The sequence below is a fragment of the Flavobacterium tagetis genome, assembly GCF_016735615.1.
GTDB classification, from domain to species: domain Bacteria; phylum Bacteroidota; class Bacteroidia; order Flavobacteriales; family Flavobacteriaceae; genus Flavobacterium; species Flavobacterium tagetis.
Map to the genome: position 1 here is coordinate 525,949 of NZ_JAERSF010000002.1, position 16,552 is coordinate 542,500.

At 33.3% G+C, this 16,552-nt stretch carries 13 protein-coding genes; 10 read left to right on the plus strand and 3 right to left on the minus strand.

The annotated features are described in order from the left end of the window. Positions 1 to 13 precede the first annotated feature (13 nt). On the minus strand, positions 14 to 1,084 hold the full coding sequence (serC, locus tag JI750_RS09700; protein ID WP_111424096.1) for a 3-phosphoserine/phosphohydroxythreonine transaminase: 1,071 nt from the start codon (positions 1,082 to 1,084) through the stop codon (positions 14 to 16). Positions 1,085 to 1,177: 93 nt separating this feature from the next. Beyond that, positions 1,178 to 2,245: an acyl-CoA reductase gene (locus JI750_RS09705; RefSeq protein ID WP_202000855.1), complete on the minus strand. Its 1,068-nt coding sequence runs from the start codon at positions 2,243 to 2,245 to the stop codon at positions 1,178 to 1,180. 193 nt (positions 2,246 to 2,438) lie between these two features. Here JI750_RS09705 and JI750_RS09710 point away from each other — a divergent pair, with 193 nt between their 5' ends. Together JI750_RS09710 and JI750_RS09715 are read left to right on the plus strand one after the other, a co-directional pair. Then, positions 2,439 to 2,789, plus strand: coding sequence for a 4Fe-4S dicluster domain-containing protein (locus JI750_RS09710; RefSeq protein ID WP_111366760.1), 351 nt, complete (start codon positions 2,439 to 2,441; stop codon positions 2,787 to 2,789). A 300-nt stretch (positions 2,790 to 3,089) separates the two neighbouring features. Next, the gene (locus JI750_RS09715) at positions 3,090 to 4,121 is read left to right on the plus strand and encodes a hypothetical protein (RefSeq protein WP_236673009.1); all 1,032 of its coding nucleotides are present in this window, start codon (positions 3,090 to 3,092) and stop codon (positions 4,119 to 4,121) included. A gap of 94 nt (positions 4,122 to 4,215) precedes the next feature. On the opposite strand, the gene JI750_RS09720 is transcribed toward JI750_RS09715, so the two are convergent. Continuing rightward, positions 4,216 to 6,849 (minus strand): TonB-dependent receptor, encoded by a 2,634-nt coding sequence (locus JI750_RS09720; protein WP_202000858.1) that lies wholly within the window; start codon positions 6,847 to 6,849, stop codon positions 4,216 to 4,218. A gap of 296 nt (positions 6,850 to 7,145) precedes the next feature. On the opposite strand from JI750_RS09720, the gene ychF reads away from it, so the two are divergent. The 8 genes from ychF to JI750_RS09760 all read left to right on the plus strand — a co-directional run bounded on the left by ychF (position 7,146) and on the right by JI750_RS09760 (position 16,531). Next, positions 7,146 to 8,240, plus strand: a complete 1,095-nt coding sequence (gene ychF, locus JI750_RS09725; protein ID WP_111424099.1) for a redox-regulated ATPase YchF — start codon at positions 7,146 to 7,148, stop codon at positions 8,238 to 8,240. A gap of 341 nt (positions 8,241 to 8,581) precedes the next feature. After that, positions 8,582 to 9,259 carry a TIGR02117 family protein gene (locus JI750_RS09730; protein WP_202000860.1) on the plus strand — a complete coding sequence of 226 codons (678 nt, stop codon included), beginning with the start codon at positions 8,582 to 8,584 and terminating at the stop codon, positions 9,257 to 9,259. A gap of 352 nt (positions 9,260 to 9,611) precedes the next feature. Continuing rightward, positions 9,612 to 10,526, plus strand: coding sequence for a YihY/virulence factor BrkB family protein (locus JI750_RS09735; protein WP_129748638.1), 915 nt, complete (start codon positions 9,612 to 9,614; stop codon positions 10,524 to 10,526). 101 nt (positions 10,527 to 10,627) lie between these two features. After that, a complete protein-coding gene (locus JI750_RS09740) occupies positions 10,628 to 11,152 on the plus strand; it encodes an NADPH-dependent FMN reductase (protein ID WP_202000862.1) in 525 nt (174 codons plus the stop codon). After that, positions 11,153 to 12,127 (plus strand): transglutaminase domain-containing protein, encoded by a 975-nt coding sequence (locus JI750_RS09745; protein ID WP_202000865.1) that lies wholly within the window; start codon positions 11,153 to 11,155, stop codon positions 12,125 to 12,127. It abuts the gene before it with no gap. Positions 12,128 to 12,209: 82 nt separating this feature from the next. Next, a complete protein-coding gene (gene pncB / locus JI750_RS09750) occupies positions 12,210 to 13,385 on the plus strand; it encodes a nicotinate phosphoribosyltransferase (protein WP_202000869.1) in 1,176 nt (391 codons plus the stop codon). 163 nt (positions 13,386 to 13,548) lie between these two features. Further along, the gene (locus tag JI750_RS09755; protein ID WP_202000872.1) at positions 13,549 to 15,417 is read left to right on the plus strand and encodes a DNA topoisomerase IV subunit B; all 1,869 of its coding nucleotides are present in this window, start codon (positions 13,549 to 13,551) and stop codon (positions 15,415 to 15,417) included. 19 nt (positions 15,418 to 15,436) lie between these two features. Continuing rightward, a complete protein-coding gene (locus JI750_RS09760) occupies positions 15,437 to 16,531 on the plus strand; it encodes a PDDEXK nuclease domain-containing protein (protein ID WP_202000875.1) in 1,095 nt (364 codons plus the stop codon). The last annotated feature ends 21 nt before the right edge of the window (positions 16,532 to 16,552 follow it).

Here is a 16,552-nt window from a genome sequence, read left to right on the forward strand (position 1 = left end):
CCGAAAAAAAAGACTAAACTTTGCTTTCCAATGCTTTCATTACGTCAACCAAAACCTGAACGCTTTCAATTGGCATAGCGTTGTAGATAGAAGCTCTGTAACCACCAACAGAACGGTGTCCTGGCAATCCAGAAATGTTTGCAGCCTTCCATAAAGCGTCAAAAGTTTCTGTGTGATCAGGATTTGTTAGTAAGAAAGTTACGTTCATGTTTGAACGATCTTCTACTGCAGCCGCACCTTTAAACAATGGGTTTCTGTCGATTTCAGCGTAAAGTAATTCTGCTTTAGCATTGTTTAATTTTTCAACAGCAGCGATTCCGCCTTTTTCTTTAATCCATTGTAATGTTAAAAGAGAAACATAAACAGCAAATACAGGTGGAGTATTGTACATACTTTCTCCTTTGATGTGTTTAGCATAATCTAGCATACTTGGAATAGTTTTTCCATTTTTGCCTAAGATTTCTTCTTTAACCACTACTAGAGTAGTTCCTGCAGGCCCCATATTTTTTTGAGCTCCGGCATAGATTAAATCAAATTTAGAAAAATCTAATTCACGTGAAAAAATATCAGAACTCATATCGCAAACAACAGGTACGTTTGTTGCTGGGAATTCTTTCATTTGAGTTCCAAAGATGGTATTGTTACTTGTACAGTGGAAATAATCAGCATCAGCTGGAATTTCGTAACCTTTTGGAACATAAGTATAATTGTCTTCTTTTGAAGAAGCTACGACAACAGTCTCACCGAAAAGTTTTGCTTCTTTAATCGCCGCAGTTGCCCACGTCCCAGAATCTAGATAAGCAGCTTTTCCGTTCTCTTTCATTAAGTTATATGGAGCCATTAAGAATGCTGTGCTGGCACCACCTTGTAAAAATAAAGCCTGATAACCTTTTCCTTGAAGTCCTAATAATTCTAAAGCAAGGGAACGAGCTTCCTCCATAACTGCAACGAAATCTTTGCTTCTATGCGAGATTTCAAGGATAGATAACCCTGAATCATTAAAATTTAAAATTGCTTTTGATGCCTTCTCAAAAACTTCCTGAGGTAAAATACTTGGTCCTGCGCTGTAGTTGTGTTTTTTCATGGTTGTTGTTAATAGTCGAAAATTTTAAAGACGCAAATTTCGGCAATAAGAGCCGAAAAAGCGTTAAAATATTCGAAATAATTAAACAATTTATTACTTTGTTGTTAACAAAAACGTTATAGTATCGACATTATCTGCGTAATCCCACAATTGAGGTTTTTGGGTTTCTCCAAATGCAATACTATTTGCTGTTAAATTATCGCTAACGATGCACTGAATTTGATCTGTGTCTTCTAGAAGGCGTTTTTGGAGTTTTTCAATGCTTTCGTAATACTCATAAAAAACACTCGAAATAGGCGATGCGTAACTTGAATCTTCTTTTAAAGTTAAAAATCCGTTATCTAATAATTTGAAATTACTCATTAAAAATACCGCTTTATTATAGTCATAATTATTAGCGTATTTTTCATAATGAATGACATCTTGATATTTGAACATTGCCTGAAAAAAAGCTTCAAAAGAATAGTCTTTCGGAATAAAAAGTTTAGAAACATTTCGGCATCCTAAACCAAAATATCTAAAAATATCTTCCCCAAGAGCTTCTAAATCTTCATTGGTTTCTTTTCCAGTTAAAATCGCTGCCGAATTTCTGTTTTTACGAATAATTGAAGGTTTATCTTTAAAATAATATTCAAAATAACGAGCGGTATTATTGCTTCCGGTAGCAATTACGGCATCAAAGTTTTCAAGTTTTCCTTCTACAAAAGTGATTTTGTCTTTGAAATTTTCATCAACAGCAATTAAATATTTAGCTAAAAATGGCAATAAATGCTGATCGTTTGACGAAGTTTTGATTAAAGCTCTGTTTCCTGTAATTAAAACCGCTAAGAAATCATGAAAACCAACCAGTGGAATGTTTCCAGCTAAAATTAAAGCAACGGTTTTTGGATTTTCATTATTTTCATCAATTTTATAAGCCGAAAGCCATTTGTCAATGTTTTCTTTTGTCAAAGCTTCAGCCCAAGATTGTATAGAGAAATAAACTTGTTCAGGAGTATACCATCCATTATGAGATTGCGATAAATGAATCAGGTTGTTGAAATCATCAAAAAAGATATCATTATATAAAACGTCAGATTTTTGCACAGAAGCGTCTTCAGAAAACTGACTTAAAAATTTTCCTAATTCAACAAAAACACTTTTTTTTGTTTCTAATGTCATAATGTTTGTTTATGAATTGTTTTGATTGTAATTTTGCACAAAAATAAGCATAATTAAGTCGAAAGACAAAAGTCCAAAGTCCAAAGTCGAAAGTTGAAAAGGCTTTTATACTTTATAACTTTAATACTTTCAAACTTTATGACAGATTTTATGACTTTAGACTTTATGACTTTTAAACTTTAAGACTAAAAAGATGGCAATTATTATAACTGACGAATGCATCAATTGTGGGGCTTGCGAACCAGAGTGCCCAAATACAGCAATATATGAAGGAGCAGATGATTGGAGATATAAAGACGGGACAAGTCTTTCTGGAAAAATAGTTTTACCTGACGGAACTGAAGTTGACGCTGACGATGCGCAGACTCCAATTTCTGATGAAATTTATTATATCGTACCTGGAAAATGTACAGAATGTAAAGGTTTCCACGATGAGCCGCAGTGTGCTGCTGTTTGTCCTGTTGACTGTTGTGTACCTGATGACAATCACGTTGAAGACGAAGAAACTTTATTAGAAAGACAAGCTTTCTTACATAACGAGTAAGAATAACTGCTGAATAATATAGAATCCTGAGCTAAAAACTCAGGATTTTTTTTACCCTGATATCAGGTATTTGTAAAAGTTAGTACATTGATAGCGAATGTTTTATTTTTTATGCTGTTGCTTAATTGTTAAAAAAATAATACTTTAGTTGAAAATTTAACAATGCCTATGAAGAAATTGCTACTCTTATTTGTCGTTTTATTGAGCCATATAAGCATTTTTGCGCAAAAGGAGGAATATTCTATTATTGTAAAGGATATAGAGACCTTGGAGCCAATACAAAATGCTACGGTTAAAATAATGAAAACCCAACAGATTTTATTGAGCAATGAAGAAGGAAAAGTTACTTTTATGCTAACTGGGGGATCTAATGTTCAGGTTTCTGAAACTAATTACGAAGATTTGACTGTACGCTGGACTTCTTTAAATGGAGAGCAAAAATTTGTTATTTATTTAAAGAGTAAAAACAATAAATTGGATGAAGTGGTTTTGTCTAAGGAATCTCCAGAAAAAATACTGCAGAAATTGGTTAACAATTCTACAAAGAAAATTAGCATTTCTCATAGACAGAAAGTATATGTGAGAGAGTTTTTCATGCTCGACAATCAATATACGTATTATAATGATGGATTGGTAAATTTTCAATTTGATAAAAATAATAATGCAACCACTTTATTGGTTGAGCAAAATCGTTCCTACGGATTATTAGAAGCAGATGTAAGTGCTGATTTGAAAGGGTATAATTTGAATGATATAATGGAGAATTATTCGAATTTTAAATACTTAGAACCATTATTAGATTCAAAAGCAAAAAAGGAATATGATTTTACAACTAAAGGGCATTCAAAAAACAAAGATTATTATGTAATGTCGGTTGTTCCGCTGGATAAGGCCAAAGAAGCAATTGATAATTTTGAAATTATTTATGATCCTTTGAAGAAGATTATTGTAGAATATTCTATTTCGGTTACGCCTGCAACTCTTGATAAAGTAGAAGAGAAGACAAAAGAAGGTGAAAAAAACATGACAAAATCGTTTGTTAAAGTAAATTACAGATGGGATGGAATCGATTACTACTTATTGAGCTCCAATGAAGAAATAGGTTATAATGTTGTTTTAAAGGATAAAACTAAAAATGTGCAGGTAAGAAACAGTTTTGTCACAACGGGTTTCAATAAACAAAATTTCACTTATAGCGAAAGTGATGTTTTTAAAGAAAAATCACTTTTTAATAAGAAAAACAAAATCCTAACCAATTACTGGGACATTTCAGGATTTACAGCTACCGATGAAGAAAAAGCAATCATCGCCTCTTTAGAGTTTAAATTGTAATTATAAACAGAAATGAAAAATCCTGAACATAATGTTCAGGATTTTTTTGTTTTTATAAAGTTGTCAGGCAAAGACGAAGCCTTTTTTAAAATAATTAAAAATTAAATCCAAGTCTTGCATAATAATAAGCTCCGCTGAATCCCATTTGTACAGCATCCCAATAACCTCCAGCTTCTGTATTTCCTTGTTCGTCTTGTTTAGTTGGATATACATTAAATAAGTTATTGCTTCCTATGGTTAGTTTTAAGCTTTTTGTAAACTGATATCCGAGAGTTAAATCGGTAATCAATCTTGGATTATAAACGTCATCTTCGTCAGCATAATCAACCAAAATCACTTTGCTGAAACGAGTAAAAGCTAAACCAGCATCAAATTTGTTTTTTGCATAAGTCAGGTTTAAACCAAATTTATTATCTGGGGCAGAAGCCAATAGAAATGCTTTTTCTCGTTTTCCAAAGAAAATGGATTCGTCAAGAGTGCCATTTTTAACTTTGTCAATTTTCATATCGTTGATGTTTCCAACTAAAGTTGCACCAAACTGACCGAAATCAAATGTCTTTTTCCAAGAAAAAACCAAATCTAAACCATGTGTGCTTGTGTCAACTCCATTCACAAAAAACTGAGCTTCAGAAACTCCTAGATTTAAAGAACTGGCGTCAAAATATCCTGTCAAAACGATACGGTCTTTTACTTGAATATAATATCCGTCAACAGTAGCAGTAAAATCACCGAAAGATGCAGTAAAACCTAACGAAGCATTTACCGCTTTTTCTTCATTTAATTTCTCAATTCCAAAAGCTCTGGTTACTGGACTGTCATTTGGAGCTAATAATACTTCTGTTGCCCCGCTCGCGTTAAAGTTTGTAAAACGTAAATTATAATAAATTTGAGCTAGAGACGGCGCGCGGAAACCTGTACTTATAGATCCTCTAGCATTGATGTGATCTGTAATTTTAAGTCTTGAAGCTAATTTTCCGTTTAGTGTGCTTCCGAAATCACTATAATTTTCAAAACGTAAAGCTCCGCTTAACATCCAAGCTTCAGTAACGTCTAATTCGGCATCAGTATAAAGAGAGAAGTTGGTTCTGTCTTTATTCACTTCGTTTGCAGGGCTGTATCCTGGGAAACCTTGTGAACCTCCTGGTCTTGGTTCTCCAGTTACAGGATCAATTGGCGCGCTTTGAGTTGTTGGATCTGTAATAGGTTTTCCGTTTGTATCATAAGTTGCATATGAACCTTCTTCGCCAGCAAAGATTTCAAATTGTTCCACTCTAAATTCTGCTCCAAAAGCAATATTTAAACCTTTTAGAACATCTCCGTAGTTTTTAGAAATATCAAAATTTGTAGTGTTTTGAAGTAAACTATGGCCTCCAGCATCAAATTCATGAGGAGATTTTTCTTCTAGTGAAGCATTTATAGTTCCTTTAATATCGTATTGGAATTTGTTTTTACCAAAAGTATTGCTCAAATCAAATTTCCATCCGCCAGAAGATTCGGTTCTAATTCCTGCTGCGATAGAATTATCATTAATTTTAGAAGTAATTCTTGGGGTATATCCACCTGGATAAACAGATTCTACAACTCTTTCACCATCATTTCTGGTAAAAGCATAAGCATCGGTATCTCTGAAATTGCTTCCGCCAAAAGCATAGAATTCGGTTTTTTCTGAAATAGGAATTGCTAAATTGGCGAACAAGTTAACACCTGTCATTTCAGCATCTCCAAAACCTTTTCTAAAGTCGTAAGCAGGTCTTAAGGTTTTGTTTTTGTTTAAAAACTCACCAGTAACATTTACGTAACCACCTTTGCTTCCAATTTTAGTTCCATAGTTGGCAGCAACTCTTACAGAACCTCCGTCGAAATCTTGATCTTTTCCATAAGAGTTTCCGTTTCCATTTTGATCTAGTCTGAAGCCTTTTGTGTTTGGAGTTCCTGGCAAGAAATCGCCTTTTGCATTTGTATTAAAAACTCCATAGGTAACCGAACCTGTTAATTCATCAACGTTGTCATTTGTCACAATATTAATAACTCCGGCAATGGCGTCAGAACCATATTGTGCAGAAGCACCATCGCGTAGAATCTCAATTCTTTTAATAGATGCGGCTGGAATTGCATTTAAATCTGTTCCTGTGTTTCCGCGTCCGCGAGTTCCAAATAAATTGATTAGAGAAGATTGATGCCTTCTTTTTCCGTTAATCAAAACCAAAGTCTGATCTGGTCCCATACCTCTCAAAGAAGCAGGGTCAACGTGGTCGGCACCATCAGATCCCGATTGTTTATTTGCATTAAATGAAGGAGCTACATACTGCAATAACTGATTGATTTCAATTTTTCCACTTTGCGTCGTAACATCTTTTACATTGATTACATCAATAGGAACAGCTGAATTTACAACGGTTCTCTTAGCATTTCTGGAACCAACCACAACAACGTCATTTAAAACTTGGCCATCATTCTCACTTAAAGTAACATTTATTTTATCTCCAGAAGCTGTTTTTTCAACTGTTGTAAATCCTACATAACTGAAAACCAAAGTTGCGCCTTCTTTAACTTTTATTCTAAAGCTTCCCTCAAAATCAGTAGAAACGCCATTAGAGGTTCCTTTTTCGACAATATTAACGCCTGGAAGCGGATTTCCAGATTTGTCTTTTACAAGACCCGAGACTTCTTTTTGAGCAAAAAGAAATGCTGAATTCAGCAGAAATAGTAATAATGCAATCTTTTTCATGGTTTTTGGTTTATTGGTTTGTTTTTTGTTAATCAGTTTTATAAAGTAATGTTTTTTAACAAAAAATTAATAAAATGTTTAAAAATTTCATTGCGTATGTCTAAAATTATATTATTGAACATTTTTACTTCGCGCAAGAGCTATTAAATCTTATATTTGCAAAATTTTAAAGCCAAAAAATATCATTTTGGCAGAAATCAAAAAAACAGGTAAATCATAAGACACTAAAAAACAAAATGTTTAGTGTTTGAGGTCTGAAAGTAGTAGGGCCAAATAAAATAAATAGAAACAAACAGATGAAAGCAGGAATTGTAGGATTACCAAATGTTGGAAAATCAACATTATTTAATTGTTTATCTAATGCAAAAGCGCAGAGTGCCAACTTTCCGTTTTGTACAATCGAACCTAATATTGGTGTAGTAAACGTTCCAGATCCAAGAATCAATAAATTGGAAGAATTAGTTAAACCAGAGCGCGTTCAAATGGCAACTGTAGATATCGTAGATATTGCAGGTTTGGTAAAAGGAGCTAGTAAAGGTGAAGGTCTTGGAAACCAGTTTTTAGGAAACATTAGAGAGTGTAATGCTATCATCCACGTTTTACGTTGTTTTGACAATGATAATATTGTACACGTTGACGGAAACGTTAACCCAATTCGTGATAAAGAAACTATCGATATCGAGTTGCAGTTAAAAGATTTAGAAACAATCGAAAAACGTTTAGAGAAAGTAAAACGTGCTGCAAAAACAGGAAATAAAGAGGCTCAAACAGAAGAAGCTTTATTGAACAGAATTAGAGAAGCTCTTTTGCAGGCAAAATCTGCAAGAACAATCGTTCCTCAAAATAATGACGAAGAAGTTCTTATGGAAAGTTTCCAATTAATAACAGCAAAACCAGTTTTATACGTTTGTAACGTTGACGAAAGTTCTGCAGTAAACGGAAACAAATATGTAGATCAAGTTCGTGAATTAGTAAAAGATGAAGAAGCTGAAGTTATTGTGCTTTCAGTAGGAGCAGAGGCTGATATTACAGAATTAGAAAGCTACGAAGAGCGTCAGGTTTTCCTTGAAGATATGGGATTAGAAGAACCAGGAGCGTCAGTTTTGATTCGTGCAGCTTACAAATTATTAAAACAGCAAACTTATTTTACAGCTGGTGTAAAAGAAGTTCGTGCTTGGACAATCAATATCGGAGCTACAGCGCCACAAGCAGCTGGAGTTATCCACACTGATTTTGAAAAAGGATTTATCCGCGCTGAGGTGATTTCATATGATGATTACGTTCAATACGGTTCTGAAGCAAAAGCAAAAGAAGCTGGAAAATTCAGAGTTGAAGGAAAAGAATATATAGTGAAAGATGGTGATGTAATGCATTTCCGTTTTAACGTTTAGTTTTTTTTTAGAAGAAAGAGTACAGAAGAAAGAATAAAGACTAAAACTGCTGGAGAAATTCAGCAGTTTTTTTATGCTTATAACTTATGGTTTTGCTTGTCAGGCTGAGCGAAGTCGAAGCCCGCGTACAGATTGTCGATTCTCTTTATGGAGCTTCTTGCGTATCCTTCGACTTCGCTCAGGAAGACAAAAAATGAGAAAACAAAAATCCGTTTAAATCTGCGCTTTCGCGAAAGCGAATCTGTAAAATCCGTGTACCATTTTCGATAAGAAAAATTTTTGGCTTAAAAATTGGTTACACAAAAAATAACCAATTACTAATCTAAAATCAACCAATCAAAATGCTAAAAAAATCATTCAAAATTTTGGGCTGGACACTTTTCGGAATTTTTAGTTTTCTTGCTTTATATGTTACAGCTGTTTTAATAATTTCTAAAATTACGATAAATTCAGATGTCGCTCAGGTCGAAGAACAAAATGCAATTTCTATTTATATTCTATCAAATGGAGTTCATACTGATATAGTAGTTCCTGTAAAAAATGAAATTAAAGATTGGCGAAGCGAAATTCAATTTAGCCAGACACAATCAAAAGATTCCTTAATGAATTATATTGCTTTTGGCTGGGGAGATAAAGGCTTTTATTTGGAAACGCCAGAATGGTCAGATTTAAAAGCAAGCACGGCTTTTAAAGCTGCATTCGGAATCAGTTCGTCTGCAGTGCATGCAACATTTTTTAAGCAACTAAGAGAAGGTGATGATTGCAAACGTATTTTGGTGTCGAAAGAAAATTATCAAAATTTAGTCAATTATATTTCCAATAGTTTTAGCGATCCAATTCATCCACAATGGATTGAAGGTCATAGTTACGGAAGAAAAGATGCTTTCTATGAAGCAAAAGGAAGTTACAGTCTTTTTTATACTTGTAATACTTGGGCAAATAACGCTTTAAAAGCAGCCAATCAAAAAGCAAGTTTATGGACGGTTTATGATAAAGGGATTTTTTGCCATTATAAATGATTTTTTGATGTTAAGTCCCTACGGGACAGTTAAAGTGTCGTTTTTTTTTGAGTTACCAATATTAAATCTCTACGAGATTTTTTGTTAAGGATTTAATATTGTTCATTCAAATCATGGATCTTAAAAGTAGTATTCCGTTAGGAATTACAAATCGGTAAATCAAGAATTGAACTTTGAGAAAAATATTCCGTTAGGAATTAAATATTGGTAAAATTATAATGCGTTCCCAGTACAATTATTCCGTCAGGAATTAAAAATCATATATGGAAAAAATATAAAATTCTAACAAAATCCAAGAAGTGACGAATTTTCATTAATGCGTAAATTTGAGTGAATATCAAAAAATCAGCAAATGAAAAATCACAATATCTTTTCAAAAACCTGGTATTTATTAAAAACAACATTTTTAGAATTCAATGATGACAATGCGATAAAGTTAAGCGCAGCGTTATCTTATTATACCATTTTTGCTTTGCCTCCTTTATTGATTATTATAATTACGATTTGCGGCTTCTTTTTTGGGGAAGAGGCAGTCACAGGTCAGTTATATGGTCAGATAAATCGATTGGTTGGAAATAATGCTGCTGTACAGATTCAGGAGGCAATCAAAAATGTTCAATTATCAGACAGTAATGTATTTGTAACCGTATTTGGGGTCGTGATGCTACTGATTGGGGCATCAGGTGTTTTTGCAGAAATTCAGAGTTCGATAAATTATATTTGGGGACTTCGCGCAAAGCCCAATAAAGGTTTGAAAAAGTTTATTCAAAATAGGTTGATGTCTTTTTCTATGATCGTTTCAGTAGGATTTTTAATGCTAGTCAGTTTGATGGTCAATGCTACACTTGATCTTTTAAATGCACGTTTAAAACTTTATTTTCCAGACACAACTGTTTACTTTTTTTATGTGGTTAATTTGGTGATTGTTTTTGCCAGCATTACATTGCTTTTTGCTATTATATTCCGAACTTTACCAGACGGCATTATCAAATGGAAAGATGCTTTTATTGGAGCATCAAGCACTGCAATTTTGTTTATGATAGGTAAATTTGCAATTGGAGTGTACTTAGGAAATTCAACCGTTGCAAGCGTTTATGGTGCAGCTGGTTCTGTAATTATAATTTTGGTTTGGGTATATTATTCGGCTATTATTTTATATTTTGGAGCAGAATTTACTAAAGTTTATGCAAAAGCTTTTGGCGGAAGTATTTCACCAAATGATTATTCTGTAGAAATACAAAAAGAGATTTTTGAGATCGAAAATTAACTATAAACCATATAAGTAATATAAGTTCATTTAATTCACTTTGAGTAAAAAACTTAAATTCTCTTATATTACTTATATGGTTTAAAAAACAAATACCACATATGAAAATAGTAGCCTTTGGAGGAAGTAACAGTACGCAATCAATCAACAAACGTTTAGCGACTTATGCATCTAGTTTGTTTGAAAATGCAGAAGTTGAAGTTTTAGATCTTAATGATTTTGCAATGCCTGTATTTAGTGTTGATCTTGAAAAAGAAGTAGGTCAACATAAAGTAGCACAAGCATTTTTAAACAAACTTAAAGAAGCTGATATTGTAGTGGTTTCAATGGCAGAAAATAACGGAAATTATTCTGTTGCTTTCAAGAATGTTTTCGATTGGAGTTCTAGAATCGAAAAAGATGTTTTTCAGCACAAACCAATGTTATTATTGGCAACTTCTCCAGGTGGTAGAGGAGGCGCATCTGTTTTAGGAATTGCGCAGAATCTTTTCCCACGTTATGGTGCAGAAATTAAAGGAAGTTTTTCATTACCAGCATTTGGCTCGAATTTTGATTTACAAGAAAATAAAATCTCTAATCCTGAATTAGATCAAGAACTGAAAGATATTATTAAATCAAATTTTTAAATGCCACAAAAAAAGATTACCCTTATTTTCCTTTTATTAAATAGTATTTTCATCAATTTTACTTTTGCTCAAAAGATCAGTGAAGTCGATAAAATAGTTGCAAAATACCCAAAAAGCTTTGATAGCACAGAAAAATTAGCCGACAGAATCGAAAAAGACTTTGATTCGGATTATGATCGTGCGCGTGCTATTTATAGCTGGATTGCCTTCAATATAAAATATGATTATAATGCGTATTTGAATCCGCCAAGAGTTCAAGGTTTCAGTTATTCTTCGGAAGCTGAAAAACAACGAAAAATAAAACAACTGAATGATAATCTAATTCAGAAAGCTTTTAAATCTAAAAAAGCAGTTTGTGAAGGTTTTACGGCTCTGTATCAGAATCTGGCTTCGTTAATGGGAATTAAATGCGAAATAATTCGCGGCGATTCTAAAATTTCAGTGCGAGATATCGGTCGAAAAAACACTTCATCTAATCACGCTTGGAATATGGTTTTGATTGATAAAAAATGGCGTCTTTTGGATGTGACATGGGGACAAGGCTACTATGATAGCAGTAAAGGTAGAATGGTAAACGATTTTAATCCTGCTTATTTTGATACAGATCCAGATTATTTCTTTGCCAAGCATTTTCCGGATTCAGGTTCTTATTTAGGAAACAGATTGAGTAAAGAAGATTTCTTGAATGGACCTTTGATTTACAATACTACAATCGAAAAAGATTATAAAATCAAGTCACCAGACTCTGGAATAATTGAAGCGAGAAATGGGGATAAAATTACAGTTGAAATCAAAAACGTATCAAAATCCAATCAGGTTTTTTATTTGAATAAAAGAAATCAGCCTGTTAAAGTTCAAAATCCAAAAGAAAAGCGAGGAGGTTTAGAATTTCAGATTCTAATTGATAGCAACATAGGCGATTACATAACTGTTTTTGTAGATGGAAATAGTGTTGTTTCTTTTAAAATTGTTTGAAAATAATGAGCTAAGAATCCAGTAATTTTCATCTTTTCTGAAATTGCTGTATCTTAGCAATAATGATTCGAATTTGAACACTATGGAAGCCACTTTTCTGAAATCAATCTTAGACAATGATTTCTACAAATTTACAATGCAGCATGCTGTAATTAAACTTTTTCCAAAAGCAAAAGTTCGTTACGGATTTATAAACCGCGGGAAACATATTTTTCCTGAAGGTTTTGCAGATTTACTTCGAAATTCTGTCGATGCAATGGCAGATCTTCGATTGACAAAAGAAGAAAAAAGTTATCTGGCTCATTATTGTCCTTATCTCGATCCTACTTATTTAGATTTTTTGCAAGGATATAGCTTTGATCCGTCTGAAGTTCAGATTAGTCAGGAAGGCTCAGAAATAAAAGTTACTGTTGAAGGTTTTTGGTACAGAACCATTTTGTGGGAAGTGCCGTTAATGGCTTTGATTTCAGAACTTTTTTATAAATCCAATCATTTAATTCGTTTAAACGATGAGGCAGTAAAAAGTCTTACGAAAGAAAAAATAGAGAATTACAATAGACTTGGTGTTTCAATTTTAGAATTTGGAACAAGACGTCGTCACTCTTATGATGTGCAGAGTCTTGTGAATGAGACTTTGCAAACTTATGGAGGACAGAGCTTTATTGGTACAAGTAATGTGCATTTTGCAATGGTCAATAATCGAAGGCCTTTAGGCACACATGCTCACGAATGGTTTATGTTTCATGCGGCGCAATATGGTTTTCAGGTAGCGAATTTTATAAGTCTTGAAAACTGGACAAAAGTTTATGGAGGTGATTTGGGAATTGCTTTAACAGACACCTATACTACAGAAATATTTTTCAATCAGTTTGATAAAAAATATTCCAAACTTTTTGACGGTGTTCGACATGACAGTGGTGATCCTATTGAGTTTGCTCAAAAAGTAATTTCTCATTATAATAAAATGGGAATTGATCCAAAATCAAAAGTCATTGTTTTTTCAGATTCGCTCAATTATGAAAAAGTAAAAAAGATTGCCGATTTCTGTCAGGATAAAATAAAAATGTCGTTTGGGATTGGAACAAATTTTACCAACGACGTAGGACTTCCAGCCATGAATATGGTTATAAAATTAACGGATACAAAACCAGATAATGTACATTGGCAAGGAGTTGTAAAACTTTCTGACGAAAAAAACAAAAATACGGGAACGCCCGAAATGATTGCTTTGGCAAAAGAAGTACTCGGGATCAAATAGTGTTTATTTTGCTGAAAAAGCAGTTTTTTATAATTTTGACGCCCGTTTTATTTTAAAATCAACTTAAATAGATTTTAAACTGTTATTATTCATAACAAAAAAGAAATACGCTTTCATTTTTTGTTAAGAAATGGTACATTAGCAAAAAATCCTAAAATCATATATGCTAGAGCAAAATCAATATACCGAAGATAATATTCGTTCGCTTGATTGGAAAGAACATATCCGTATGCGTCCCGGGATGTATATCGGAAAACTTGGAGACGGATCTGCGCCGGATGATGGTATTTACATTCTTCTAAAAGAGGTTTTAGACAACTGTATCGATGAGTTCGTAATGGGCTCAGGAAAAACTATTGAGGTAAGTATCAAAGAAAAAACAGTTACCGTTCGTGATTACGGACGTGGTATTCCGTTGGGTAAAGTGGTCGATGTAGTTTCGAAGATGAACACGGGAGGAAAGTACGATTCTAAAGCTTTCCAGAAATCAGTTGGTTTAAATGGTGTCGGAACAAAAGCGGTTAATGCGCTTTCTACTTTTTTTCGTGTAGAATCGGTTCGAGATGATAAACAAAAAGGAGCAGAGTTTTCAGCTGGAAATTTAGTTTTAGAAGAAGAAATAATCGATACAACAAAACGTAAAGGGACAAAAGTAACTTTTACGCCAGACGAAACTATTTTCAAAAACTATAAATTCCGTTTAGAATATGTTGTCAAAATGGTTAAAAACTATTGTTACTTAAACAATGGTTTGACGATTATTTTCAATGGAGAAAAATATTATTCAGAAAATGGACTTCGTGATTTATTAGAAGAAACCATCAACGAAGAAGATTTAGAATATCCAATTATTCATTTGAAAGACCACGATATTGAGGTAGCGTTAACGCATAGTAAAACTCAATACAGTGAAGAATATCACTCTTTCGTAAACGGTCAGAATACAACACAAGGAGGAACGCACTTAGCGGCTTACCGTGAAGCAGTTGTAAAAACAATTCGAGAGTTTTACAATAAGAATTTTGAAGCATCAGATGTTCGAAAATCGATTGTAAGTGCAATTAGCATTAAAGTAATGGAACCGGTTTTTGAGTCTCAGACCAAAACCAAATTAGGTTCTACCGATATGGGTTCTGACGATGGAACGCCTGCAGTTTCTGTTCGTACTTTCGTTAATGATTTCATCAAAACGAAACTGGACAATTACCTGCATAAAAACCCGCCGACAGCTGAAGCTTTATTGCGTAAAATTCTTCAGGCAGAACGTGAAAGAAAAGAATTATCAGGAATTAGAAAATTGGCGACAGATCGTGCTAAAAAAGCCAATCTTCACAATAAAAAATTAAGAGATTGTAGAGCGCATCTTCCTGATACCAAAAACCCAAGAAACTTAGAAAGTACGCTTTTTATTACCGAGGGAGATTCGGCTTCAGGATCGATTACAAAGTCGCGTGACGTAAATACGCAAGCCGTTTTCAGTTTACGTGGTAAACCTTTGAATTCATACGGAATGTCTAAAAAGATTGTGTATGAAAACGAAGAATTTAACTTATTGCAGGCAGCATTGGATATTGAAGACGGGCTGGAAAAATTACGGTACAACAACATCGTAATCGCAACCGATGCCGATGTCGACGGAATGCACATTCGTTTGCTTTTAATTACTTTCTTTTTGCAGTTTTTTCCTGAATTAATTAAAGAAGGACATTTGTATATTTTACAAACACCGCTTTTCAGGGTTCGAAACAAAAAAGAGACGATTTATTGTTATTCAGAAGAAGAAAGAAAAGACGCGATTGAGAAACTAAAACCAAAACCAGAAATCACGCGATTCAAAGGTTTGGGAGAGATTTCGCCAGATGAGTTCAAGAACTTTATTGGAGACACGATTCGCCTTGATCCGGTTATGATGGATAAACATACTTCGATTGAGCAGTTGTTATCTTTCTATATGGGTAAAAACACTCCAGATAGACAGGAATTTATTATCAAGAATCTGAAGGTGGAGATTGATGAGCTTGAGGAGGCTTAATAGTTAAATAAAAGTTATAGTGCCAAACGGTCTTCAAAATAAAGTCATTTTTCAGCAAGTTGCCGAGTTATTGCAAAATGCAAGGCAACAGGTTTTGCGTACCGTAAATTCAACCATGACAATTACCTATTTTGAAATAGGGAGAATAATTGTTGAAGAAGAACAAAATGGAAAAGATAGGGCAGAATATGGAAAACAGCTTTTAAAAAGTCTTTCTCAACAGTTGACAAAGGAATTTGGAAAAGGTTTTTCAATTAGAAATTTAGAACAAATAAGGCAGTTTTATTTGATTTTTTCAAAATCCGAGTCACTGTCTCGGATTTTTGAAATTCAAAAAACGCAGTCAGTGACTGCGGAATTCAAATCTCTAAAAGCGCAGTCATTGACTGCGAAATTTGATAGTCAAACATTGGCTTCTTTTTTTAAGTTGACATTTACTCACTATGTTTTTTTAATGCGAATTGAAGATGAAAAAGAAAGGCGCTTTTATAAAATAGAATCTGAAAAGAACAATTGGAGTGTTAGAGAATTAAAACGCCAATATGATTCTGCACTTTATACTAGATTAGCTTTAAGCAGAGATAAAGAAGGAATATTAAAACTCTCAGAAAAAGGACAAATTATTGAAAAGCCAAAAGATATAATTAAAGATCCTTATATACTTGAATTTTTAGGATTACCCGAATTGAATCAATATTCGGAATCGCAATTAGAAGAAGAAATTATTAATAAGCTAGAGCATTTCTTACTAGAGTTAGGTCATGGTTTTACTTTTGTTGGCAGACAACAAAGAATCACTTTTGATGATAAACATTTTAGAATTGATTTAGTTTTTTACAACAGGATATTAAAATCTTTTGTTCTTATTGATTTAAAAATTGGAGAATTAAAGCATCAGGATTTAGGCCAGATGCAAATGTATGTCAACTTTTATGACAGAGAAATGCGCTTGGAAGATGAAAACAAAACGATCGGAATTGTGCTCTGTCAAAATAAAAGTGAAGCTGTAGTTAAATATACATTGCCAGAAAATAATGAACAGATTTTTGCCAGTAAATATAAGACCGTTTTACCAAGCGTTGAAGTTTTAAAACAACTGCTTGAAAATAAATAAAATTATAATTAGATATAATTA

What these genes read in the sequence shown, in the direction of transcription:
- serC (WP_111424096.1), bottom strand. Translation starts at nt 1,084, where the DNA reads ATGAAAAAACACAACTACAGCGCAGGACCAAGTATTTTACCTCAGGAA.
- JI750_RS09705 (WP_202000855.1), bottom strand. Translation starts at nt 2,245, where the DNA reads ATGACATTAGAAACAAAAAAAAGTGTTTTTGTTGAATTAGGAAAATTT.
- JI750_RS09710 (WP_111366760.1), top strand. Translation starts at nt 2,439, where the DNA reads ATGGCAATTATTATAACTGACGAATGCATCAATTGTGGGGCTTGCGAA.
- JI750_RS09715 (WP_236673009.1), top strand. Translation starts at nt 3,090, where the DNA reads ATGAAAACCCAACAGATTTTATTGAGCAATGAAGAAGGAAAAGTTACT.
- JI750_RS09720 (WP_202000858.1), bottom strand. Translation starts at nt 6,849, where the DNA reads ATGAAAAAGATTGCATTATTACTATTTCTGCTGAATTCAGCATTTCTT.
- ychF (WP_111424099.1), top strand. Translation starts at nt 7,146, where the DNA reads ATGAAAGCAGGAATTGTAGGATTACCAAATGTTGGAAAATCAACATTA.
- JI750_RS09730 (WP_202000860.1), top strand. Translation starts at nt 8,582, where the DNA reads ATGCTAAAAAAATCATTCAAAATTTTGGGCTGGACACTTTTCGGAATT.
- JI750_RS09735 (WP_129748638.1), top strand. Translation starts at nt 9,612, where the DNA reads ATGAAAAATCACAATATCTTTTCAAAAACCTGGTATTTATTAAAAACA.
- JI750_RS09740 (WP_202000862.1), top strand. Translation starts at nt 10,628, where the DNA reads ATGAAAATAGTAGCCTTTGGAGGAAGTAACAGTACGCAATCAATCAAC.
- JI750_RS09745 (WP_202000865.1), top strand. Translation starts at nt 11,153, where the DNA reads ATGCCACAAAAAAAGATTACCCTTATTTTCCTTTTATTAAATAGTATT.
- pncB (WP_202000869.1), top strand. Translation starts at nt 12,210, where the DNA reads ATGGAAGCCACTTTTCTGAAATCAATCTTAGACAATGATTTCTACAAA.
- JI750_RS09755 (WP_202000872.1), top strand. Translation starts at nt 13,549, where the DNA reads ATGCTAGAGCAAAATCAATATACCGAAGATAATATTCGTTCGCTTGAT.